Annotated in this window: 12 protein-coding genes and 5 pseudogenes; 8 read left to right on the plus strand and 9 right to left on the minus strand. The window is 70.3% G+C overall.

Features of this window, described 5'->3' with window-relative positions; all coding sequences use genetic code 11:
• Positions 1-562 precede the first annotated feature (562 nt).
• On the plus strand, positions 563-922 hold the full coding sequence (locus tag ABD335_RS21445) for a hypothetical protein (protein ID WP_344326219.1): 360 nt from the start codon (positions 563-565) through the stop codon (positions 920-922).
• Between the two features lie 411 nt (positions 923-1,333).
• Here the strand turns inward: ABD335_RS21445 and ABD335_RS21450 are convergent, their stop codons facing one another.
• A complete protein-coding gene (locus ABD335_RS21450; protein ID WP_344326053.1) occupies positions 1,334-1,561 on the minus strand; it encodes a hypothetical protein in 228 nt (75 codons plus the stop codon).
• Positions 1,562-2,426: 865 nt separating this feature from the next.
• Here ABD335_RS21450 and ABD335_RS21460 point away from each other — a divergent pair.
• A complete protein-coding gene (locus ABD335_RS21460) occupies positions 2,427-3,263 on the plus strand; it encodes a DUF4231 domain-containing protein (protein ID WP_344326055.1) in 837 nt (278 codons plus the stop codon).
• A gap of 5 nt (positions 3,264-3,268) precedes the next feature.
• On the opposite strand, the gene ABD335_RS21465 is transcribed toward ABD335_RS21460, so the two are convergent.
• The gene (locus ABD335_RS21465) at positions 3,269-6,808 is read right to left on the minus strand and encodes a TIR domain-containing protein (protein WP_344326057.1); all 3,540 of its coding nucleotides are present in this window, start codon (positions 6,806-6,808) and stop codon (positions 3,269-3,271) included.
• 304 nt (positions 6,809-7,112) lie between these two features.
• Positions 7,113-8,669 (minus strand): annotated as a pseudogene (locus tag ABD335_RS21470) (SpoIIE family protein phosphatase).
• Positions 8,670-9,458: 789 nt separating this feature from the next.
• Here ABD335_RS21470 and ABD335_RS21475 point away from each other — a divergent pair.
• A complete protein-coding gene (locus ABD335_RS21475; RefSeq protein ID WP_344326059.1) occupies positions 9,459-10,022 on the plus strand; it encodes a dihydrofolate reductase family protein in 564 nt (187 codons plus the stop codon).
• A gap of 8 nt (positions 10,023-10,030) precedes the next feature.
• Positions 10,031-10,246, plus strand: a pseudogene (locus ABD335_RS21480) (transposase); the annotation flags it as partial.
• Here the strand turns inward: ABD335_RS21480 and ABD335_RS21485 are convergent.
• Positions 10,224-11,114, minus strand: coding sequence for a cyclase family protein (locus ABD335_RS21485; protein ID WP_344326061.1), 891 nt, complete (start codon positions 11,112-11,114; stop codon positions 10,224-10,226). The pseudogene ABD335_RS21480 and the gene ABD335_RS21485 overlap by 23 nt on opposite strands.
• Positions 11,115-11,347: 233 nt before the next feature.
• On the opposite strand from ABD335_RS21485, the pseudogene ABD335_RS21490 reads away from it, so the two are divergent.
• The 3 genes and pseudogenes from ABD335_RS21490 to ABD335_RS21500 form a co-directional block, all read left to right on the plus strand.
• Positions 11,348-11,581, plus strand: a pseudogene (locus ABD335_RS21490) (hypothetical protein); the annotation flags it as partial.
• Between the two features lie 51 nt (positions 11,582-11,632).
• A complete protein-coding gene (locus tag ABD335_RS21495; protein WP_344326208.1) occupies positions 11,633-12,175 on the plus strand; it encodes a GNAT family N-acetyltransferase in 543 nt (180 codons plus the stop codon).
• A gap of 43 nt (positions 12,176-12,218) precedes the next feature.
• Positions 12,219-12,806 (plus strand): annotated as a pseudogene (locus tag ABD335_RS21500) (transposase); the annotation flags it as partial.
• A gap of 377 nt (positions 12,807-13,183) precedes the next feature.
• Here the strand turns inward: ABD335_RS21500 and ABD335_RS21505 are convergent.
• Together ABD335_RS21505 and ABD335_RS21510 are read right to left on the minus strand one after the other, a co-directional pair.
• Positions 13,184-14,539, minus strand: coding sequence for an alpha-lytic protease prodomain-containing protein (locus tag ABD335_RS21505; RefSeq protein ID WP_344326063.1), 1,356 nt, complete (start codon positions 14,537-14,539; stop codon positions 13,184-13,186).
• Between the two features lie 157 nt (positions 14,540-14,696).
• Positions 14,697-15,668, minus strand: coding sequence for a LysR family transcriptional regulator (locus ABD335_RS21510; protein ID WP_344326065.1), 972 nt, complete (start codon positions 15,666-15,668; stop codon positions 14,697-14,699).
• A 304-nt stretch (positions 15,669-15,972) separates the two neighbouring features.
• Between ABD335_RS21510 and ABD335_RS31040 the strand changes: the two are divergent.
• Positions 15,973-16,104, plus strand: a pseudogene (locus tag ABD335_RS31040) (four-helix bundle copper-binding protein); the annotation flags it as partial.
• 327 nt (positions 16,105-16,431) lie between these two features.
• On the opposite strand, the gene ABD335_RS21520 reads toward ABD335_RS31040, so the two are convergent.
• The 3 genes from ABD335_RS21520 to ABD335_RS21530 form a co-directional block, all read right to left on the minus strand.
• Positions 16,432-17,253: a dioxygenase family protein gene (locus ABD335_RS21520; protein WP_344326068.1), complete on the minus strand. Its 822-nt coding sequence runs from the start codon at positions 17,251-17,253 to the stop codon at positions 16,432-16,434.
• A 53-nt stretch (positions 17,254-17,306) separates the two neighbouring features.
• The gene (locus ABD335_RS21525; protein ID WP_344326070.1) at positions 17,307-18,209 is read right to left on the minus strand and encodes a helix-turn-helix transcriptional regulator; all 903 of its coding nucleotides are present in this window, start codon (positions 18,207-18,209) and stop codon (positions 17,307-17,309) included.
• Between the two features lie 940 nt (positions 18,210-19,149).
• Positions 19,150-19,665: a lytic polysaccharide monooxygenase auxiliary activity family 9 protein gene (locus ABD335_RS21530; protein ID WP_344326072.1), complete on the minus strand. Its 516-nt coding sequence runs from the start codon at positions 19,663-19,665 to the stop codon at positions 19,150-19,152.
• Between the last annotated feature and the right edge of the window lie 260 nt (positions 19,666-19,925).

Consider the following 19,925-nt stretch of genomic DNA (forward strand, 5'->3'; position numbering starts at 1 on the left):
AGTAGGGCAGCCGGCCTGCCTTGATCCACCCGAGGCAAGATCATGTACGGAGCCGCCAAGAAGACCTGGGCACTCCCACAGCACGAGATCCGCCGGCCGGCTGATGTGAGACCACACCGGCCCGGCCGGGACATCAGCACCCCGCACTCCGCCCACAGAGGCACGCTTGTGGTCACCGAGACGGCTGCTTCGAGCGAAGCGCCCACCTGCGCCGCTCCGCACCGTCGGCCTGCGCTGCGGCGAGGGCTCGGACCTGTGAGGCGAGTGATGTCGAGTGAAGCGCGTGACGGTGTAACGCTGGGCGGACGGCGCGCGTTGCCCAGAAGGTGCGCGGCCCGCCGCGGAACGGGCCGCCGGCCGAGCGGAACGCGAGCTGTACGGAGGCGCAGAGGATGCCGACGGGCCGGTGGGCCCATGAGATCATCGTGTCCGCGGTCCTGGAGACCCTGGCGCTGTCGTCCTGTCGTCCTGTCGTCCTGTTGGTCACGGGCCGGGCGGCTCCACCGGAGCACAGGCGACACCGAACTGCGGTATCTGGGAGATGGGCATGGGGGGGGGCAGCGTGATGACGGAAGTGCGCCGGGAGCGTACGCGTGCCGAGCGGGTGACCGAAGGATTGACCGTTGCCGTGGCGTCGGTCCTCTCGTTCGGTCTGCTGGCCGGCCCGGCAATCGTCTTCGGCGCAACCGCCTGGCACCTGGTCACCAACGCCGGCACCACCACGTCGGGTGGGCTCTTGGTGCCGGTGACCCTCCTCGTTCTCGTGGCGCTGCCGCTCGTCCTGGCCCGCGTGGTGTTCCGCTCGGGCCGGCGCAAGGGCAGGGGGCGGTTGACGGCGGCGGTCCCGGCAGTGCTGACGCTGCTCGGCTCGTCCGTCGTGCCGTCTGCGGTTCTGTGCCTGAGCGTCGTGTACGCGGACTGACCTCGTGCATCAGGTGGTACAGGGATTCCACGCGGAGGGGTTCGGCCGGTGGGGCGGCCCCGGCGACCCCGATCGGGGAGGTGGGAAAACGGGCTGGAGTGTCGGAGGACGGGGTGCGGGGCGGGCGTGATTCGCACGCTGATACCGGCGGGGCCCGGATGGAGCTGGAAGATCAGCCAGGTGTCCGGAGGGCGCAGAGCGGTGAAGGCGGTGGGCAGACGGCTGGTCAAGGCCGAGCGGTGAGCTCGGGCACGACCGCGCCGGACCGGGGACGATCGGACACCGGTCACCTCGGGGAGACAGGGCTGCACCGAACCACCCGAAGTGTTCCGAACCGCCGGCAGTCTTGCCCTGGGATCTCAAGATCCCCGACAGAGTCGCTCAAGGACGCGCTGTTCGTTGGGAAACCTCTTACGAACAGGCTTCGGGGCGGCAGTCGTGCCGCGGACCTGTGCGCACGGCGTCGTGCGCGGCGTTGAGCATCGTGTGCAGGACGAGTCGGGCGGGGAGCGAGATGCCGCTGGTGTCGATCGCGGTGAGCAGCGCGGGGGCCGCAAGGGGGACGATCTTGTGCAGCAGGCGCTTGGTGTCCGGGCTGGGTGTGAGGTCGGGGAGGGTGATGCGGATGGTGATGGTCACGCTCGGCTCCGAGGTAGGCAGACCCGCCGGTGTGCAGGGGCCTGGCGGTGCGGCTGGACGACGCCAGGAAAAGCAAGCGTGGCGGATTGGATATGGCGGTATGGGTGCTTTGTGGTGAACTTCAGGGAAACGGAGGGCGCTGCTGGGAGTTGCGGGTTGTTTGCCGGGCGGGGGAGAGGGCGGCTACCAGGATGGCGGTGGCCGAGCAGGTGGTGACGGCGGTGGAGCGTGCCTTCTTGCCCGGTTGTCGCTCCGCACGGTGATCTGGTGGCGCGGGGCGAGGATCTCCGCGTCCGCGTCCCGTGCGCTGCTCGGCGGCAGGCGCCGCATGGCGGAAGCGTTCGCCGCACTCGGGTAGGCCAGTGGCGGCGGCACGGCCGATCGTCTTGCCGCGCTCACCGACAGCCGCGTGAGGGCGCCGGCGCGGGCGACCGCGGTCGGCACCCCCCATACCGGCTCCCACCAGGGCGGACGAGTTCTCGGCAAGGGCACCCGTGGCGAACCGACCGCGTGGATCCCTCGCGGCCGACGACCGCTGCTCGCCGCCGGCCGGGCGGGTGACGTGCCGCCTTCGCCGAGGTGCCGGCCCGCCTGGGGGTGCCCCGCCGCCGCGGCCGGCCTCGGACCAGGCCGGAGGTGGTCCGGGCCGACACGGTGTACTCCTCTCGCGCGCTCCGCGGCCGGTAAGGCACTGGATGAACCGCCCACGCTGTCGCGTAGGGTGCAGGCCCGATCCTGTTCACCGGACCGGAACAGCCCCCAATACAACCCATCTTGGCGAAGGCCTCTACGCCCTGTCATCATCCACTGTGTGGCGCGGATCTCACAGGATGCGGCGATATCCGCAGTTTGGGATCAACAGAGTGTGTGGTCTCAGGCCGCGGGGCGGCTCAAGGAGCAGGTGGTGCGGGCCCGGGCGACAGCCCTGGTGCTGGGAGTGATGGCGGCGGCGCTGGGTACCGCGGCGTCCCAGACGTTGATGTGGAACGAGGTCGTGGGCAGGACGCTGGCCTTCGCCGCCGCGGTCGCCGCCGGATGCGCGCCGCTGTTGGGCCAACGCGGCGGGCCCGACAGGGTGAGCGACTGGACTCGGCTGCGCGCTGTCTCCGAGGCCCTCAAGGCCGAGTCGTACGTGTACTTGGCCGGAGTCGGCGCCTACCGTGGGAACGAGAGCGGCGGTGATCTGCTGCGTGAGCGGGCCCGTAGGTTCGTGGCGGACGGAGAGGACCTGCTGCGGTACACGACGGGCATCACGGCTGTTGAGCGTCCGCTGCCCGAGGTCCGGGACGAGGCGTCGTACGTGGAGCAGCGGCTGCGGAGGCAGTTGGAGGGGTACTACCGGCCGCGGGCCGCGTACATGCACCGCAAGGTCCGGCAGCACGAGCGGATCGAGTTGGCGCTGGGCGGGCTCGGGGCGGTGATGGCGGCGGTCGCCGCTACGTGGGACGTGGGGCAGATCGCGGCGTGGGTGGCGGTCGCAGCGTCGATCGGAGTGGCGGTCACCGCGCACGCGCTTGGGCAGCGATACGCCTACCAGCAGCTGGAGTTCACACGCACTGCGGAGGAGTTGGAGCGGTTGCTGGAGCGGTGGTCGACCGAGCCCGAGTTGACACCGGAAGCCGCCGACCGGTTCGTGGCCGAGTGCGAGCACGTGATCTCCGCGCAGAACGAGGCGTGGATGATTCGTTGGACGGTGGGCTGACCCGGTCAGCACGGCCAGCGGAACCGCTCGCCGGGTGCGGCATCCTGCCATTCCGATGTGCTGAGCCGGCGGGTGACCATGCCGCACAGCGAGGAGACCCATCCGTCCGCCGTGACATCGGCGACCGTCGTGCCGTAGTGCCCGGCGGTCACGACGCGGTCTCCGTCCGGGGTGAAACCCGGAGTCGCCCAGGCGTCCACCTCGGCCACCCGAGGGCCGACCTGTCGGCGGCTGGAGAGGTCCCACAACGTGACCGGCAGGCGACTGACGAGCCCGCCGTCCGGGCTGCCCACAATTGCGAGCCGGCGCCCGTCAGGGCTGAACTGCACACGGGACGCCCCGGACCCGGGAACGATGTCGCTGCCGATCTTCTCCCCGCTCTCCACGTTCCACAGGGAGACGGACCGGGACGCGAGATCTGTGGTGACCAGTGTCTTTCCATCCGGGCTGAACGCCGCGTTGGCTGCATCGCGGATGACACGCAACCGGGCGCCGGAGGCCGTGTCCCACAGGCCGACGTTCTCGTTGCGGCTGGTGACGGCGAGTTTTGTGCCGTCGGGACTGAGAGTGGCGTGGTCGGCGTAGCCATCGGTCTCGGCCACCGTACGAGGCTCCTCACCAGAATCCGCCACGTCCCACGCGACCACCCTCCACTGCCCCGTCAATGCCGCATACAGCTTCTTGCCGTCGGGGGAGAACATCAGAGACGCGATGTGGTTCCTCGCGTCGTTCCCCGCCTCGAATCGGGAGACACGCCGGCCGTCCCGCACACGGAAGACCTCCACGTTCAGCCGACCCTCACCGAGCCCCGTGGCCACCGCGAGCAGCGTGCCATCCCGGCTGAGGGCAGGCATGCCTCCGGGCTCGCCGAGTCGGAAGTCCCCGGTGCGCTCACCTGTACCGGTGTCCCAGAGGCTCACGGTCCGGCCGGAGGACGAAGCCACGGTCCGCGCGTCCGGGCTGACCGCGTAGAAACCCTCCTTCGCGGGCACCGGCAGGCGCTCGCTGATCCGCCCGGTGCCGCTCTTCTCCCAGATCACGACGGATCCGTCGACGGCAGCGGTTGCGACAAGCGAGCCGTCGGCCGTCTCTGCTTCGGCGCCTGACCGGGCGGGTTCAAACTCCGGTGCGCCTTCGCCTCTGCGCAGGTCGATCGCCTTCTCAACGCTGCTCGCCGCCCCCATGCGTCGACGCTCCTCAAGGTCCCACAGCTCGAACCGTTCCTCGTCGGCGCTGAACACCGCGTAGCGCCCCTTGAACAAGGCCGCGCCGCCGTCCACCGAAGACGCGACGGCCATGCCAGGCACCGGCACCCGCGGGCGTGCCGTTCCCCACTCGTAGATGCGCGCCTCGCCCGAGACATTGAGCAGCACCCCGTCGTCGGCAGTGAAGCCCACGAAAGAGGAGCTGCCGGCTTCGATGGTCTCTGCTTCGGAGGTCATGAGGTCAATGAGCCTGAACCGGTCGCCGTCCCTGCACAGGACCCTCCGCCCCGAGGGCGCCATGCCCTCAACGAAGCAGGTGAGTTTCCTGACGATGCGATGACGGCGCACATCCCACACCACGTTGACGGACTCGTTCGAGGGCCTGGGCAACGAGCCGGCCAGCAGAAGCTCACCATCCGGACTCAACCCTCCGCTCGGGTCCATCGGGCGACCCTCTTCAACATCGGACAAGCCGGCCCTGACACGCAGCGTCCTGGTGTCGACCAGATCGACACGTGCTCCGCCGTCCACCAGCAACGCCACCGTCCGGCCGTCTGCCGACAGAGGACCGGCGCCGCCTCGGTCGGACCACAGCGGACTGCCCTGGAGCAGCCCCCGGCTCCGGGCCCGCTGCACGTCCCATACCTCGGTGGTGTCCCCGCGGGCGATGAGGAGGACGTCTCCCTTCCGGCTGAGGACCAGTTCGTCCACGGAACCGTCACCCGGGGCGACGACGGTGCGCACCCGGTTGAAGTTGGCCAGCTGCTCGGCGATGACGTTCTGTGCCTCGGCGGTGTCCGCCTGTCCTCGGGCGGCCAACGCGTACTGCAGCGCCCTCTCCGGATTGGTGCCGAACACGTCGCCGGCCGCCATGGCGGCCAACTTGCGGGAGAGCGCGGCCCGGTACTGGGCCTCCGCGTCGGCCTGTCCGGCAGCGACGAGCCCGGACAGGCCGACGATCGCGGCCGTGCCCGCGGCCAGGGCCGACCGGACGCGGAGCGTGCGCCGCCGGACGGAGCTGTGGCTGGCCTCCAGGTAGCGCCTCTGCTTCTCGGTGAGCCCGGTGTGGAAATTCTCCTCATCCGGGGTGCGCCGCCGCCACGCTTCGGCCACGGACAACTCGTCGGCCCGCAGCAGCAGCCCATCGCTGCGGCCTCCCTCCCACCACTGGTGTGCCAGCACACCGAGCCGAACATGGAATGCCACCCACCGGTGGTGCTGGTGGACGAAGGCGACGATGTCCTCGATGCCCTGGGCGAGTTGTTCCTCGTCGGGTTCCACCAACGACAGGTTCTGGTATGCCGTCAGCTCTCCCCAACCGCGCTCCCGCATGAGTCCGCTCGTGCTGCCGCGCTCCAGCTCCGGGTCGATCACCACGGGAAGGATTCGCTTGCGCAGCTCGATCGCCTGCCGGCACTCGTCCCAGCAGTACGGGGACATCAGGGCGTCCCGGCTCAGCAGCACAACGAATGCGTCCGAGGTGCGGATGGCTTCGGCGATGGCCTCGCGCCACTCCTCAGAAGGGTGGATGGCCTGCCAGTCAACCCAGAGCTCACCCAGCCGTTCCTCCAGACGGGCACACAACCTGCGGGCGTAGGCGGAGTCCTTGCGGGAGTAGCTGAGAAACACCTTGCTGGTGGGCTCGGCAGGAATCCCGAATGCCCCGGGAACACCGTGGAACGGGTCGGTCTCGCTCGTGGCCTGCAGGAGCGCGTTCCGCAGCAGGAGGCAGCAGCCGGTGGCCAGCAGACCGGCGGCGCCCACCAGGAACGCCCAGTACCACTGCCGATCGTACGTCGGTCCGAACACACTCGAGGCGACCTGTGCGTCGATCCACCGCGCGATGCTCTCGGCCTGATCCGAGACAGGCACACTGGCTCCCGCGATCACCGTCCGCACGCTGTCTCGTACCACCCAGGCACACACCCCGGACCCCACGGCGGTGAGCAGTGCCACAACAACGAGAGACGACACGGACGGCCGTACGGCGCGCAGCCTGGGGCTCGTTCCCTCTCGATCGGCGGGGACGCCTGCCACACGCACCTCGACCGCGCCACACACAGCGAACGCGGCAACCTCTGCCGGCAGGGACACGAGTGCAATCCAGAAGGCCAGGGTGTCGACGGGTGCCACGACGAGCACGCCACAGGAGAAGGCCAGTGCGGTCAGCGGCAGCGCGAGCGTCTGCACGCGCATCAGCCGTCGCCACGACCACGCAAAGGCGACTCGGCCCTTCCGCGCCCGCCACAGCGCCGCAAGCGAGGGAGACGGGAAGAAGACAGCGAAGGGGATCACCAGACCGGCCAGTGCCGGCCAAGGCCCGAGCAGCGGAAAGAACACGCCCCAGCCCGCCAGGCACGCCGCCGACCAGACAGCAGTCTCACTCGACCGTAACCGCCGCACCAGCGCGGCACGGCCCTCCGTCGCACCAGCTGAACCCGCCACATCCGCCCCCTTGTGGCACCGCCGCCAGTCTCGGCTCGCTGCCTGGCAGTCTACTGCCGTGGCCGGGACGTTCGGTCCGACGTGTGAGCTCGTTCCGCTTTGACGGACACCACCGGCGTGGTGCTCGACCACCCGATGGTGGTCCTTACCCGGCCGGCCGACGCCCGCGAACGGGCCCGCGCGGACACCGCTCGGCGCGTCAGGGCCGGGAGGCTTGGTGGTCGGGGAGGGGCCGGACCTGGGCGACGAGCAGGGCGACGTCATCGTGGTCGTCGGGGCGGCGCAGGGCGTGCAGGAGCCGGTCGCAGGTCTCCTCCAGGGGACGCTCCGGGTCGTCGAGGAGGCCGAGGAGGGTGTTCAGGTGTTGATCGACGGCCTGGTCTCGGGTCTCGACCAGGCCGTCGGTGTAGAGCACCAGCCGGTCACCGGGGCCCAGATCAAAGGGGGTGGTCTGGAACGGGATGCCGCCGACACCGAGGGGTGCGCCGGTGGGCAGGTCGAGCAGTTGGGGGGCGCGGCCGGGGCGGACCAGGGCGGGGGGCAGGTGACCGGCGAGGGAGATGCGGCACCGCGCGCGGTGCGGGTCGTGGACGGCGTAGGCGCAGGTGGCGATGGCCTCCTCCAGACGGGTGGTGGTGTGGTCGAGGCGTTCCAGGATCTCTGTGGGGGAGAGGTCGAGGTCGGCGTAGGCGCGGGTGGCGGTGCGGAGCCGGCCCATGGTGGCGGCGGCGTTGATGCCGCTGCCCATGACGTCGCCGACCACGAGGGCGGTCTTGTCACCGGCCAGGGGGATGGCGTCGAACCAGTCGCCGCCGACCTCGACGGCGAGGTCGGGCACGCACACCTCGGCCGGCTCGCGGGCGGTCTGCTCGAGGTCGAGCGTGGTCCCGATGCGCAGGGAGGCGTCGGCGATGAGGGTGAGTCGCCGCCGGGCCCGGGCCGCCTCGTTCCCCGTCCGGCGCCGTTCGGTGACGTCCACGGGTGACGTCCACGATCGAGGCGGCCACCCCCAGTATCCGTTCGCCGGGGTCCTCCAGCCGGTAGCGGGAGACCGACCAGGCATGCTCGTGGTCGGGGTCGGCCGCGGTGCGGCCGACGGCGGGCCGGTCCAGCAGCGGGACTCCGGTCTCCAGCACCTGGCGGATCACGGATTCGATGTCGGTGTCCAGATGCGGCAGGACCTCGTGAGGGCGCCGGTCGATGTGGTCGGCGGCCGGCAGACCGTTGATCCGCTCCAACGTCGGGTTGACGGCCACAAACCGCAGGTCGGTGTCGAGAACGGCCAGCCCGATCGGAGCCTGCTCGATCAGGCGCATCGACAGCGCCGGTCCCCGCTCCACCTCCCGCAGCGTGGCCTGGTCGGTGGCGATGCCCAAGGCGTAGCGGTCCCCTCGGCCGTCCTCCAGCCGCATGTTGCGGAACTCCACCATCCGTGTGTGGCCGTCCTTGCGCCGGACGGGAAAACCGCCGGCCCAGCTCCCGCCGCTCGCCATGACCCGGGCGAACAGCTCGATCGCCTGCTCCCGGTGCTCTTCCTCGAGCAGCAGCCGGGCCGCGTACCGGCGCCCAGCGCCTCCTGGGGGGTGTAGCCGAACAGAGCCTCGGCCTGCGGGCTCCACAGCACGATCCGCCCGTCCGCATCGAGGGCGACGGCCGCGACACCCGGCACGTCCAGCAGCCCGCCCGGAGCGGAGGAGACGTCTCCCACCTGCTCTGTCCGGCCGTGAACGGTTCCGAAAGCTCCCTTCGCGCTCATTTCCGGACGCCCCTTTCGCCGACCGCCGCGCAACGTGCACTGCGCCCGCCTGTGACGGTCCTCCGTAGCCCCGGAGTTTCCCTGGACCGGCCGGCCATGCATCCCACAGTCCGGGTACCCCTGCGCCCCTCCGGCGCCGCGCCGCCGGCCACGGACGCCGACAACTGTCCAGGACGCTCCACTACGGTGCACCACCCCGCAGGGCGGCACGATGCTGCCCCGATGGACGGCGTCGCTGTCACCCGCGCCGGCTCGCTCGCCCGCAGGAGCCCCGCGTACACGGCACCCTGTGCCGGCTGGGGGAAAGGGATCCGCCGTACAGGCCGAGGAACAATGCCGCGCAGGCAGGAACCCTGAGCAATCGGACCGGAGTACCGGATCACCCCCCCGTGCCCCCGGCCCAGGAGGTGGGGGGGGCGGCCCAAGCGAGTATGGGACTGAACCACTCTGCGCCTCTGCCCGTTCTTCTCTCCGGTGAAAAGCCGGCGATCGAGTCACGCGACCTGCGTCCCTCGGGCCCCTGACACGACCGTGATCAAGGCCGAAGGCCCACAGCGTGACGCGGCCAAACGGCCCGACCGGCCATTACGCCATCAGCGGCATGACGTCCACACCAGCCCGGGGGCTCCCTCTTCCGAAACCGCGGCTCCCGGGCCCGCCGCCCCACTGAGGTTTTCTCAACGAAATGATCTCGTGAGGTGACTCGGCCGAGGGGACCCCGCGAGTCGCGATGAGTCCTGCGGCGTCCGGCGGTCGTACTGTCGAACCCGTTACCGAGGAGGACGTCTGATGCGCAGCGTGACCTATTCGATGAGCGTCTCGCTTGACGGCTACATCGTCGGGCCGGACGGCGACTTCGACTGGACGGTGCCCGACGAGGAGGTCTTTCGCTTCTGGATCGACGAGATTCGAGAGGTCGGCGTCCACCTGTTGGGACGACGGCTGTACGAGACGATGCTGTACTGGGAGACCGCCGACCAGGATCCATCGCTTGACGACTCCATGCTCGAGTGGGCCGCGCTCTGGAAGCCGCTCCCGAAGGTGGTGTTCTCGACCACGCTGTCGGCGGTGCGGGGCCATGCCCGCCTGGCCTCCGGCGGCCTGGCGGAGGAGATCGAGCGGTTGCGAGCCGAGCCGGGGGAGGGCGACATCGCGATCGGCGGCGCGACCCTCGCCGCCGAGGCGGCCGCGTTGGGCCTGATCGACGAGTACCGGGCCATGGTCTACCCGGTGCTGGTTGGCGGTGGCATTCCGTTCTTTCCTCAACGCGAGCGCCGGGTGGATCTCGAACTCGTCGAGACCCGCACCTTCAACTCGAGAGTCGTCTACCTCCGCTACCGCGTGGCGCGTTAGCAGGATCGTCCGCCGAACGGCTGGGACGACGTCGCTGGGTCGTCGAACGCACCATCTCGTGGCCGGCCGGCTACCACCGGCTCAACCATCGCTACGAACGCCACCCCCGCAACCACCTGGCATTCCCCGGCCTCGCCGCCGCCCTGTACTGCCACCAGCGACTCGGCCGGCTCATCGCATCAGGACCATTAGGACACGGTCTTAGAACACGCACAGGGGGTTGACCGCGGAGCCCGTTCCCCGGGGCAGGGGCAGTGGTGCCACGGTGGCCAGGAACTCCCATGTCCCAAGTTCCTCGCAGACGGTCCCGAGCTCCTCGACCTCGGGCCAGTCCAGCAGGACGAGCCCCATCGACGCCAGGCCGATCTGGTGGAGGGGAAGGGGAAACCGAGCGCTGGGGTAAGGGATCTTCTCCACACAGTCGCCTCCGAAGACGGCGATCTCGCGGCGGTGAAACCACTCGACGCACCGGGCGTCCAGCCCGGCCCGCTCGGACACGTCGCGAAATCCCGTCGCGGACTGGAGCACGTCCAAGCCGACGCGGACGAAGAGGGCGTCCCCCCTTTCCACGCGCACGTTGGCCCACTCCTCGGCGGCCTCCAAGTCCTCCACCGTCACCATGTCGGCGGGCTCGACCCACCGCACGTCTCGCGCTCGGGCGACGTCCAGGAGCACCCCACGGGTGAAGATCCCGTCGCGCTGCGCGTGGATGGAGGCGAAGGCGAGGCCGTCACGGTCGATGACCTCCGATGCCGCCCTTCCGTTGTAGCAGGTGCCTTCCCATTGCACGTGGGCGAGTGCGTCGAGGTGAGTGCCCAAGCCGTGGATCCGCATGCCCAGGTAGCCCTCCGCGGCCATCGGCAGGTGCGGATCGCTGAGCATGAGGTGCAGCACGGCGTCCGGGTCGGCCTGGTCGGTGCGCGTTGCCAGATCCCGACCCAGTGTCACGGTCCTGCCCCGGCGTACCAAGTGCGCCGCCTGCCGGCGCTTGGCGTCGGTGATGTAGTTCAAGGTGCCGAGTTGGTCGTCCTGTCCCCAACGGCCGCGGTTGGAGCAGCGCTGGAACAGGTCGAGGACTTCGTCGTCGTGCACCGCCGGACCCTTTCGCCTTGATCGCCCGCATACACCTCTTTCGCAACTTACCGGAGCATCACTCCGCGCTCGGTGATCATCGCTGTGGCGGCACTGGACGGGCCGTCTCACGGGTCCCAGGGGCCCAACCGTCAGCGGCACCGGGAAGGGGGACCCGGCCGGAGTACCGGGTGCCGGCCGGGGCCGTTCACGCGGCGGCGGGGCCGGCCTCCTCGATCTCTCCCGAACCGTCGCGGATTGGCGTGCGCATCGCCCGCAAGGAAATCGAGTCCGGCGAACGACTGGGACGACGCCGCCGGGTGATCGAGCGGACCGTCTCCTGGCCGGCCGGCTACCGTCGACTCAACCTCCGCTACGAACGCCGTCCCCGCAGCCACCTGGCTTTCCTCGGCCTGGCCGCCGCCCTGGTCTGCCACCAGCGACTGATCCGCCTCCCACAGAGGACACGTTCTGCGGGCGTGTATTGAAAGTGCCTGGTGAGGATGGTGGAGAGCCCATGTGCGATCCAGAATGACTGGATAGTCACGCTTGAGACTCCCCGTTTGATCCTGCGTCGCTGGCGCGAGGAAGACGTTGCGCCCATGGCTGCCATCAATGCCGACCCCGAGGTCATGCGGTGGATCCGTGACGGCAGCGTCCGTGACGAACAGCAGACTCGCGACGGGATCCAGGCATGGGAGAGCGAGTGGGAGTCACAGGGTTTCGGCCTGTTCGCCGTGGAGATCCGGTCCACTGGCGAACTGGCCGGGTTCACCGGCCTGTCGGTGCCCGACTTCTTGCCCGAGGTACTGCCGGCGGTTGAGGTCGGCTGGCGGTTGGGACGTTCCCACTGGGGGCAGGGCTTGGCCACCGAGGCCGCCGCGGCCGCTGTACGGTTCGGGTTCGAAGAGCGAGGGCTGGAGCGGCTCGTCAGCATCGCTCAAGTGGGCAACGACGCCTCCGAACGGGTCATGACCAAACTGGGGATGCATCCGGTCCGTGAGACCGTCAATCCCACCTGTGGTCGGCGAGTACGGGTGTTCGAGTTGTCGTCGGAGCAGTACGCCACCACCACTCGGTGAGGACCGCTCGCGCTCGGAAAGCGAAAGGCTTCACCCCAGCGACCTGTCCGACGCCCGCAGGGAACCGATCGAACCCACGCCGACCGCCCGGCGCACCGAGCGCCGCAGCGGGGCCCTGGGCATCGGGCGCCCGCCCGGCACGACCTGCGCCGCATCATGGACGCCATCCTCTCCGTGGGCCGCACCGCGTCCCCTGGCGCCACCTCCCGCACGACTTCCCTCCCGGGGAGACCGTCCACGGACTCCTTCGCCGCCTCGTACGGGAAACCGAAGGGCGTGATGCCGAGCCGAGCGCCTGCGTACTCGACGCCCAGAGCGTCAAGACCTCCGCGAACGTGCCGATCATCGGGCAGGGCATCGACGCCGGCAAGAAGATCGCCGGCCGCACACGCCGTCTCGAGGTGGGCACCCTCGGCCCGCTGCCGGCCGTGCTCGTCACCGTGGCGAACGTGTCCGACAGCGCCGGCGACATCCACCTGCTCTCGCGGATCGCCGATGCCCACCCGCAGGTCACCACGGTCTGGACCGACACCGGCCACCGCATCGGAGCCATCGACGGCGGCGCCCGCCTCGGCGTCGACGTCGCTGGGGGGTCGAGCGGACCTTCGGCCGGCTCGTGCACCACCGCCGGGCCCGCGGCTCGGTGTTCCGTCCGGTGATCCGGGACCGGATTGTCCTTCTCCAGCACCTGGCCGGTCGTGTGGACGCCTCGCCGTATCCGCTGGTTCGTCGGTTCGGCGAACCACCGTCCACCGGGTTGGGCCAGGACGGCCCGATGGGCATGAAGCGCAGGCGACAGCGGGGACGGGTGGAGCCGGGTGTGCCGGGCCGGCGTCCGCGTCCGGGCCCCCGGGGCAGCAAGGTCACCGGGGTGGCACCGCACGCCGACCGGGATGCCCCGTGGACCGGGCCGGCATACGGGACCGTCCGGAGGGCGCTCCCTCGAGCACCCTCCGGACGCTTACCCGCCCGCGCACCTGGGCGGTCCAGGAGTGGCTCGGATGGGGGTCACACCCGCTGCCAGAGCGCCGGCGCGTTCGGCGGCTCCCACCCGGCCTGGGCCTGGTGGCCCTGGAGGCAACGGTAGGTGGCACCCCCGTAGGTCACCTGGTCACCGGCGCTGTAGACCTGGCCGGGGGCCCAGGTGCCGCCCGGGTCCTCGCCGGGCGGATCGGTGGGCGGAGTTCCGGCGGAGGTCTTCAGCATCAGCCCGTACACGGAGAGAATCTCGTTGATCGGCTGGTGGTACGTCGTCCCGCCGGTGCGGCAGTTTCCGGATCCGCCGGAGGTCACGCCTTGGGCCTGGTTGCCGGAGATGTACGAGCCTCCGGAGTCGCCGGGCTCGGCGCACACCGTCGTGCGCGTCACCCCGGTGATGGTGCCCTCGGGGTAGGTCACGCTGGTGTTGTGCTGCTGTATGGTGCCGCAGTGCCAGCCGGTGGTCGAGCCGGACCGGCAGACGGAGGCGCCCACCGCCGCCTGTGTGGAGCCCGTGACCTGGACGGTGCCGCTGGAGGTCTTCACGTACGGAGTGGCGGTCCAGTTACCGTTGGCCGCGACCCAGGCGTAGTCGTTGCCGGGGAAGGACGAACCCTGGAAAGCGCCGAGCGCGACCTGGTTGTAGCCGGAGACGGTGGTGCCGGTACGGCCGCAGTGTCCGGCGGTGGCGAAGCCCTGCGTGCTGCCCCTGGTCACGGGGAAACCGACGGAGCAGCGTCCGCCGCCGCCCATGTAGTACGCGTCGCCGCCCCTCAGGTCATACAGCGGCCGCGGTCGCTCGGCGGACTTCACCACGCGCACCAGATCGCGGTCGACGCCGGCGGCGGCTGTCAAGGACTCCGCGGCCGAGGGCTTCGAGGCGTGTACGGTCACCGAGTTGGTCTTCACATCGACGTACCAGACCGGCGCCGCGACGGTGGCGTGCTTCTTCGCGGCCCTGTCCAGTGCGGTCTTGGCAGCGTCGAGTTCGGCCAGGCTGTGGTCCACGACCTCGGCCCGGGCACCCTGGGCGGTGATCGCGGCCGTGTCGGAGGCGTCGGTGGTGGCCACCGTGAGTGTCGTGGCCGAGGCGCCCTTCACCCAGGCACCGGCGAAGTCGTCGCCGAGCGACAGCCGCAGCGCGCCGGCGGTCGCTCCCGCCCTGCTCTCGTTGATCAGCCGATCCTTCGCCTGGTCGGTGGTGAGGCCGAGATCGCGCTGCATGGCCTTGAGCAGACCTGTCGGAACCGCCTCCAGGGCCGAGGGGATTTCCCCGGCCGAGTACGGGGCGGGGTCGGCCGTCGCGGTGCCCGGCAGTCCGGCCAGGGTGAGCGCGCCGACCGTCAGAGCGGCGGCGCACAAACCCATGACGCGTCTGTGGAGCATGTGTGTCTCCTCGGTTTCGTTGGGGTGTCCGAAACCGTAGCTGTGGACACATCGGGTGAAGAGCTGTCAGCTCGCCCCCTCCCACGGCGTTATGGGGGCCTGGGGCAGGGAGCCGGCCAGGGTGCTCCGGACCGTTCGGGGGCGGCGGCGTGCGGGGTCAGACGGTCGTCGAGGACACGGTGCCGAAGCCGGGATGGTCCGCCAGCCAGGCGGTGTAGGTGGTGCTGCGCGCGGCGGCCTCGGTGTGCGCGGCGCGGGCCTGCCCGACCACCGAGGTGGCGACGTCCGCGGCGGGCGAGCCCGGGTACCAGCCGATCAGGTGCCGCCAACTCAGCGGCGTGCCGGCCAGCGGCCGGGTCACCACTCCCGGGGTCGGCGGAAACGTCGCCCGACACAGCCCGACCGCACGTCCCACCTGCACCAGGTGGACGTACGAGGCGAGGTCGGTTTCGTAGACCCGGGCGGGAGTGAAGCCGGCACGGGTGCAGGCGGCGGTGAAGCAGTCCGCGAAGCAGCCGTCCCCGGGCACGTCCGCCCAGGACTCGTCCGCGAGCCGCTCCAGTTCGATGACCCGCCGGTCCGCCAGCGGATGGTCCCGGCGCAGCATCACGAACACCGGATCGACGGCCAGGCACCGCCACACCAGCCGGTCCGCCGCCGGCGGCGGACTCTCCCCACACGTTCCCACCAGCGCGAAGTCCACCCGGCCATCGAGCACCAGCGAGGCGATCTCCCGCTCCGACCAGGAGGTCCGCGTGGTCACGGCCACTCCCGGGTGGGCCGCCTCCAGCCGGTCCACCAGCCCGCCCAACAGCGGTCCGTGCGTGGCGCCGAGGCGGAAACGCGGCATGCCCTCCCATGCCCTCGCGAACCGCGCCGCCTCCTCCTGGAGTTGGCGCACCGCGGGCAGCAGCACGCAGGCCCGGTCCAGCACCAGCTCACCGAGCGCGGTCGGTCGTACTCCGTTCCGCCCCCGGAAGAACAGCGGTCCGCCCAGAGCTCGTTCGATGCGCTTCAGCTGTGTGCTCAGCGCGGGCTGGGCCAGTCCCATAGCCGTGGCGGCCCGGGTGAGACTGCCCGCGTCGGCGATCGCCCGGATCGTCTTCAGGTGGCGCAGTTCCAGGTCCATGCCGGACAGCTTGGGCCACCCGTTCGGCCTCAGGCAATACACGGGAGCGCTATTGGTACAGACCAGAGTGCGGGCCGTTGGCGTCTTCGGTTCCGGGGCGGACGTCCCGCGTCGGTCGTGGGCTCCGGCCGGTGACGTGTTTGTCCGTGGTGGGATCGGGCCACCGGGGGGCGTAACACGCACGGGCCGGTGCGGCACGGTCGCCGGCCTGGTGGACGGAAGAGAGGCGGTGGCGATGACCACGATGGTCAAGGACATGCTGCGGACCTGACCGGCCGATCTCGGCGGCGTCGACCGCGGGGCCATGGAGCGCTGCATCTCCGAGCTGCGCAAGTGCATCCGCGCCACCATGGACTGCTCGGACATCTGCGAGGCCACCGGCAAGATCCTCTCCCGGCACACCGGCTACGACGCCAACATCACCCGCACCCGGCTCCAGGCCCGCGCCACGGCGGCGGCCGGAGCGAACCTCGAGATAGGGGGAGGACGTGTGGGACCGCCCGCTCCCCTGCTTCATCGGCAGGCGGGGCGCGACCGCCTCGCCAGGATCGGCGGCCCGGGTCGGCGGGACTGGGGGTACCGAGCGGGCGGTACAGGGCGGTGTTTCCGAGTGCCTGCCGTGCGGGTGCGGAATTCGGTGACGCCGGGAAAGAGCGCGGCGAGGGCGGCGTCGACGGTGTGCCCGTCCGGGTCGGGCTCGGCCGGGTGCTCGTGCGCTTGCGCCCCCCTGTGCCGGAGGGGCGCAAGCGCACGAGTGGACGGGTCAGATCCTCCGCCACAGGGCAGGGGCGTTCGGTGGCTCCCATCCCGGCTGCGAGAGGTGGCCCTGAAGACACTCGTAGGAGAAGCCGCCGTACTCGACCCGAGCGCCGGGCCGGTAGTCGACGCCGGTGCGCCAGGTGCCCCCGGGGGGAGGGGAGGGCGGAGGAGTGTGGGGCACGTTCAGGACGAAGTCGAAAGTAGCCTCCCGTGCCGCTCCGACCGGCCGTACGGTCATCAGCAGCGCAGGATCGAAGATCGTGTCTGTGCTGTTGCGCGGTTCGCCGGGGAAGTACAGCTGAGTGGTGAGCACGGGGTGTCCCGGAGCCTGCGCCTTGACGTGGACGTGTCGGGTGCGCCCTGGGTACAGTCCCGGGACGATCGTGGCCAGCTTGAAGGCGCCTTGCTCGTCGGTGTACTGATGGCCCCGGAACCGGTACCCCGTGTTGTCGTAGGCACCGTTGACGTCCGCCTGCCAGAAATCCAGCAGGACGTTCGGGAGCGGCCGGCACGTCGGTCCGAACACGTAACCGCTGATGGTCAGTCGTGTGCCCGGTGTGCCGGCATCGATCAGCGAGGAGCGCCGCGGCGAGTTGGGTTTGAAGTACGGGCCCTCCATCTGCGGGGGTGTCGGGTCGTCACCGTCGTCGCAGTACGGAGTCAACGGAAGTTGCTCTCCTGCGGACGGCCTGAGGTTGCGGGCGAGCGCCGGCGCGCCGCCGAGGAACAGCGGCAGGCCGGTGGCCAGCAGGGCTCCTCTCAGGACGCTCTTGCGGCTGGGGGTGGCCGGACGCCGTTGGGGGCGAGGGGTGCTGTCCTCTGCCACGGTTTCTCCTGAAAGTCAGGGCTAGTACGGACCTTTCACGAGCAGGTCTGAACTTATTTGGGTTCTTCGGGAGGGGCGATGGACATACTTCGGTGACCGTGGTGATTCCGGGCGGTGCTGCGGCGGAACGCACCGGGACTGGTGCCGGTCTCTCGTTTGAAGAAGCGGCAGAAGTACGCGGGGTCCGCAAAACCCGTCTGGCGGGCCACCTGGCCGACCGTCAGCTCGGTGCTCGCCAGCAGACGCTTGGCCTCCAGCACCCGTGTCTGCCGCAGGAGCTGTCCCGGTGTGCGGCCGGTGACGCGTTTGACCGCCTCGGTGAGGTGGCCGACCGACACTCCCAGCCATGCCGCGCACTCGCGCACCGACCACCCCCTCGCACCGGGGTATCGCAGCAGCTCATCGAAGTCCCGGACGAGTCCGGCCACCCAGCCCGCCGCCGGGGCGGGCGCCAATCGGCCGGGCAGACGGCCCGCCCGCACGACGAGTACGTGCAGATAAGCCTGGAGAACCGTGGCGTGACCGTCGGCTCGCATGCGGTACTCCCATTCCAGCTCCCGTAACAGCGCCGCCAGCCCGGCCGCCTCGTCGGGGGCGGGACACATCCACGGCCGCTCGCTGAGTGCCCGCAGCGCATCCCGGTCCTCCGGATGCGCCAGCAGGAAGTCGTCGGTGAACAGGACCACCCACCCATCCAGACCCGAGGCCCCCTGCCAGTGGTGCACCTGTCCGGGAACGACCAGGCACAGGTTCGGCGGACGCACCGGCCAGGGCACCATGTCGACGACGTGTGCCCCCCGGCCGCTGGTGATGTAAACGATCTCGTAGAAGACGTGCCGGTGCGGGAAGGCCGCCCGCGACAGCGGGCCGATGGTGTCGAAGGTACCGATGGCGAACGGCAGGACATGGGGTGTGGGCACGTCGAGCCGGTGCAGCGGAACCGGGTCGTGTGTCACTCTGCCTCCTCCTTGCGACGTTCCTCTTCGCGACGCCGCCCCGCTGCCGGGCCTTCGGCGGCCCGGCGGCCGCACCACTGTGGCGGAGGACCACCCCGGCCCGGTGTCCCGGCCGGACCCTCGGCCGAGGACGGTTGACCGCGCGGGTGGTGCCGGTGGCAGCGGTCGGAAAGTCGTGGGCGAGCACGGTCGGAGTGATGTGTCGGCACCGGCCGAGACAGCGGTGGCCCTCGTACCGGTGGTCCCGTCCGCTCGATGCGGTCCGGAAGCACTCACCGGTCCCCAGCGGGCGTCGGCCGCCTTCACCAGGGCGGCCGACGCGGTGCCGACGGCGCGTGGGCGAGGAAGCAGACGGCCTGGTCCTGACCGAAGACCAGGTTGGAGGGCGCGGACAACGCCGTCGCGAGGTTTCGACACGTCTTTCATGCGGAGGACCGCAAAGCGGGAGGAACCGGTTCAGCGAGAAGCTCGCCCTGATGCGTTGTGCCGGCTGCGCCGCCGCATCACAGGGCACCACCACTCCCTTCTCGGAAACCGCGGTCCGATCGCCCACGGGACGGCGCTCGGTGCATTGCCGACCGCGCCGACCTCAGCCGCATACTCCGCGTTCGGCATGCGGCACGAGAGGGGCCGGCCACCTTCTCCCGAATGATCCCCTCCCCTCGGAGAGGGGGGTTCTGCGCGCTGATTCGGGGACCGCTCGGACGCACAGGCGGGCGCTTCGACAGTCCTGTGGTGGGTTCCCGCTCGACCGGGCAGCCCCGGACGGTGGCTCGCACCCACGCGCCGCCGCAACAGGCGGTTGCCCGTGTGCCCTTCCGTCGACATCCGACCGAGGCGGAAAGGGGAGTTCGGATGGGGCCGTGATGAGCGGCACACCGCCCACCACGGCCCCCGCTTGCCGATTGCGCCTTGCCCAAGCCCGTCGCCGGCCTCTCTGTCAGCGAATGTTCACATCCACGCAGGCGTAGAAGGCATTGGCGGTGTCGGCGATGTTCCACACCGCGAGCACTTTCTGCTTCCCGGTCAAACCACCGAAGTTCACCTGGTGCGTGACGGTCTCTCCCGGCCTGGCGCCGCCGTCGTTGAACTCCGCGATCTTCCTGCCGCCCGCGTAGTACTGCCAAGTGCTGGTGGCGTGGCGTGCCGTCAGGCGCCAGGTGAAGCTGGTCGTACGGCTGACGGAGGTGACCCTCCAGCCCTTGTTGTCGTCATTGAGCTCGGCGAAGGCGGCGTTGCCGCCGTTACAGCTCATCAGGCCCTTGGGCCCTTCGACACTCTGCGGCTCGTACTTGATGGGACCGCAGGGAACGATGCCGGCGGCGCACTGGGCCTGCCGGCTCGGGGGTGAGGAGATGTAGCCGTGTGCGTTTGCCGTGCCGGTCGGCAGGCTCACGGCCAGGAGCGGGGCGATTCCCGCGCCGATGACAGCGGCCAGCCTCTTTTTCCTCTTCATGGCGACTCCTTCGTGTGGAAGCCCGCGCGTTCCTCGCGCGTGCTTGCCTGGGCGGAGCGAGATGAAGGGGGGCATCCGCACAGCACGACAACCGGCCGTGGGGGCACCGGCAGTCGACGGTTTCGCGGCGCACCCCCGCTTGGTCTAGACCATACTCTTTGACGGTCATCGGTCAAGGCATCCCGCGGTCACAGGAATCGGGTACCGGCACTTCCACAAGAAGCCGAGTTACGTCCCGTACCGGGTCCGGTGGTCGGGCA

The sequence above is a fragment of the Streptomyces macrosporus genome, assembly GCF_039533145.1.
GTDB lineage: Bacteria > Actinomycetota > Actinomycetes > Streptomycetales > Streptomycetaceae > Streptomyces > Streptomyces macrosporus.

Bases quoted from the DNA above. Each gene is read 5' to 3' on its own strand.
- ABD335_RS21510 (WP_344326065.1), bottom strand. From the start codon at position 15,668: ATGGACCTGGAACTGCGCCACCTGAAGACGATCCGGGCGATCGCCGAC.
- ABD335_RS21475 (WP_344326059.1), top strand. From the start codon at position 9,459: ATGCGCAGCGTGACCTATTCGATGAGCGTCTCGCTTGACGGCTACATC.
- ABD335_RS21505 (WP_344326063.1), bottom strand. From the start codon at position 14,539: ATGCTCCACAGACGCGTCATGGGTTTGTGCGCCGCCGCTCTGACGGTC.
- ABD335_RS21530 (WP_344326072.1), bottom strand. From the start codon at position 19,665: ATGAAGAGGAAAAAGAGGCTGGCCGCTGTCATCGGCGCGGGAATCGCC.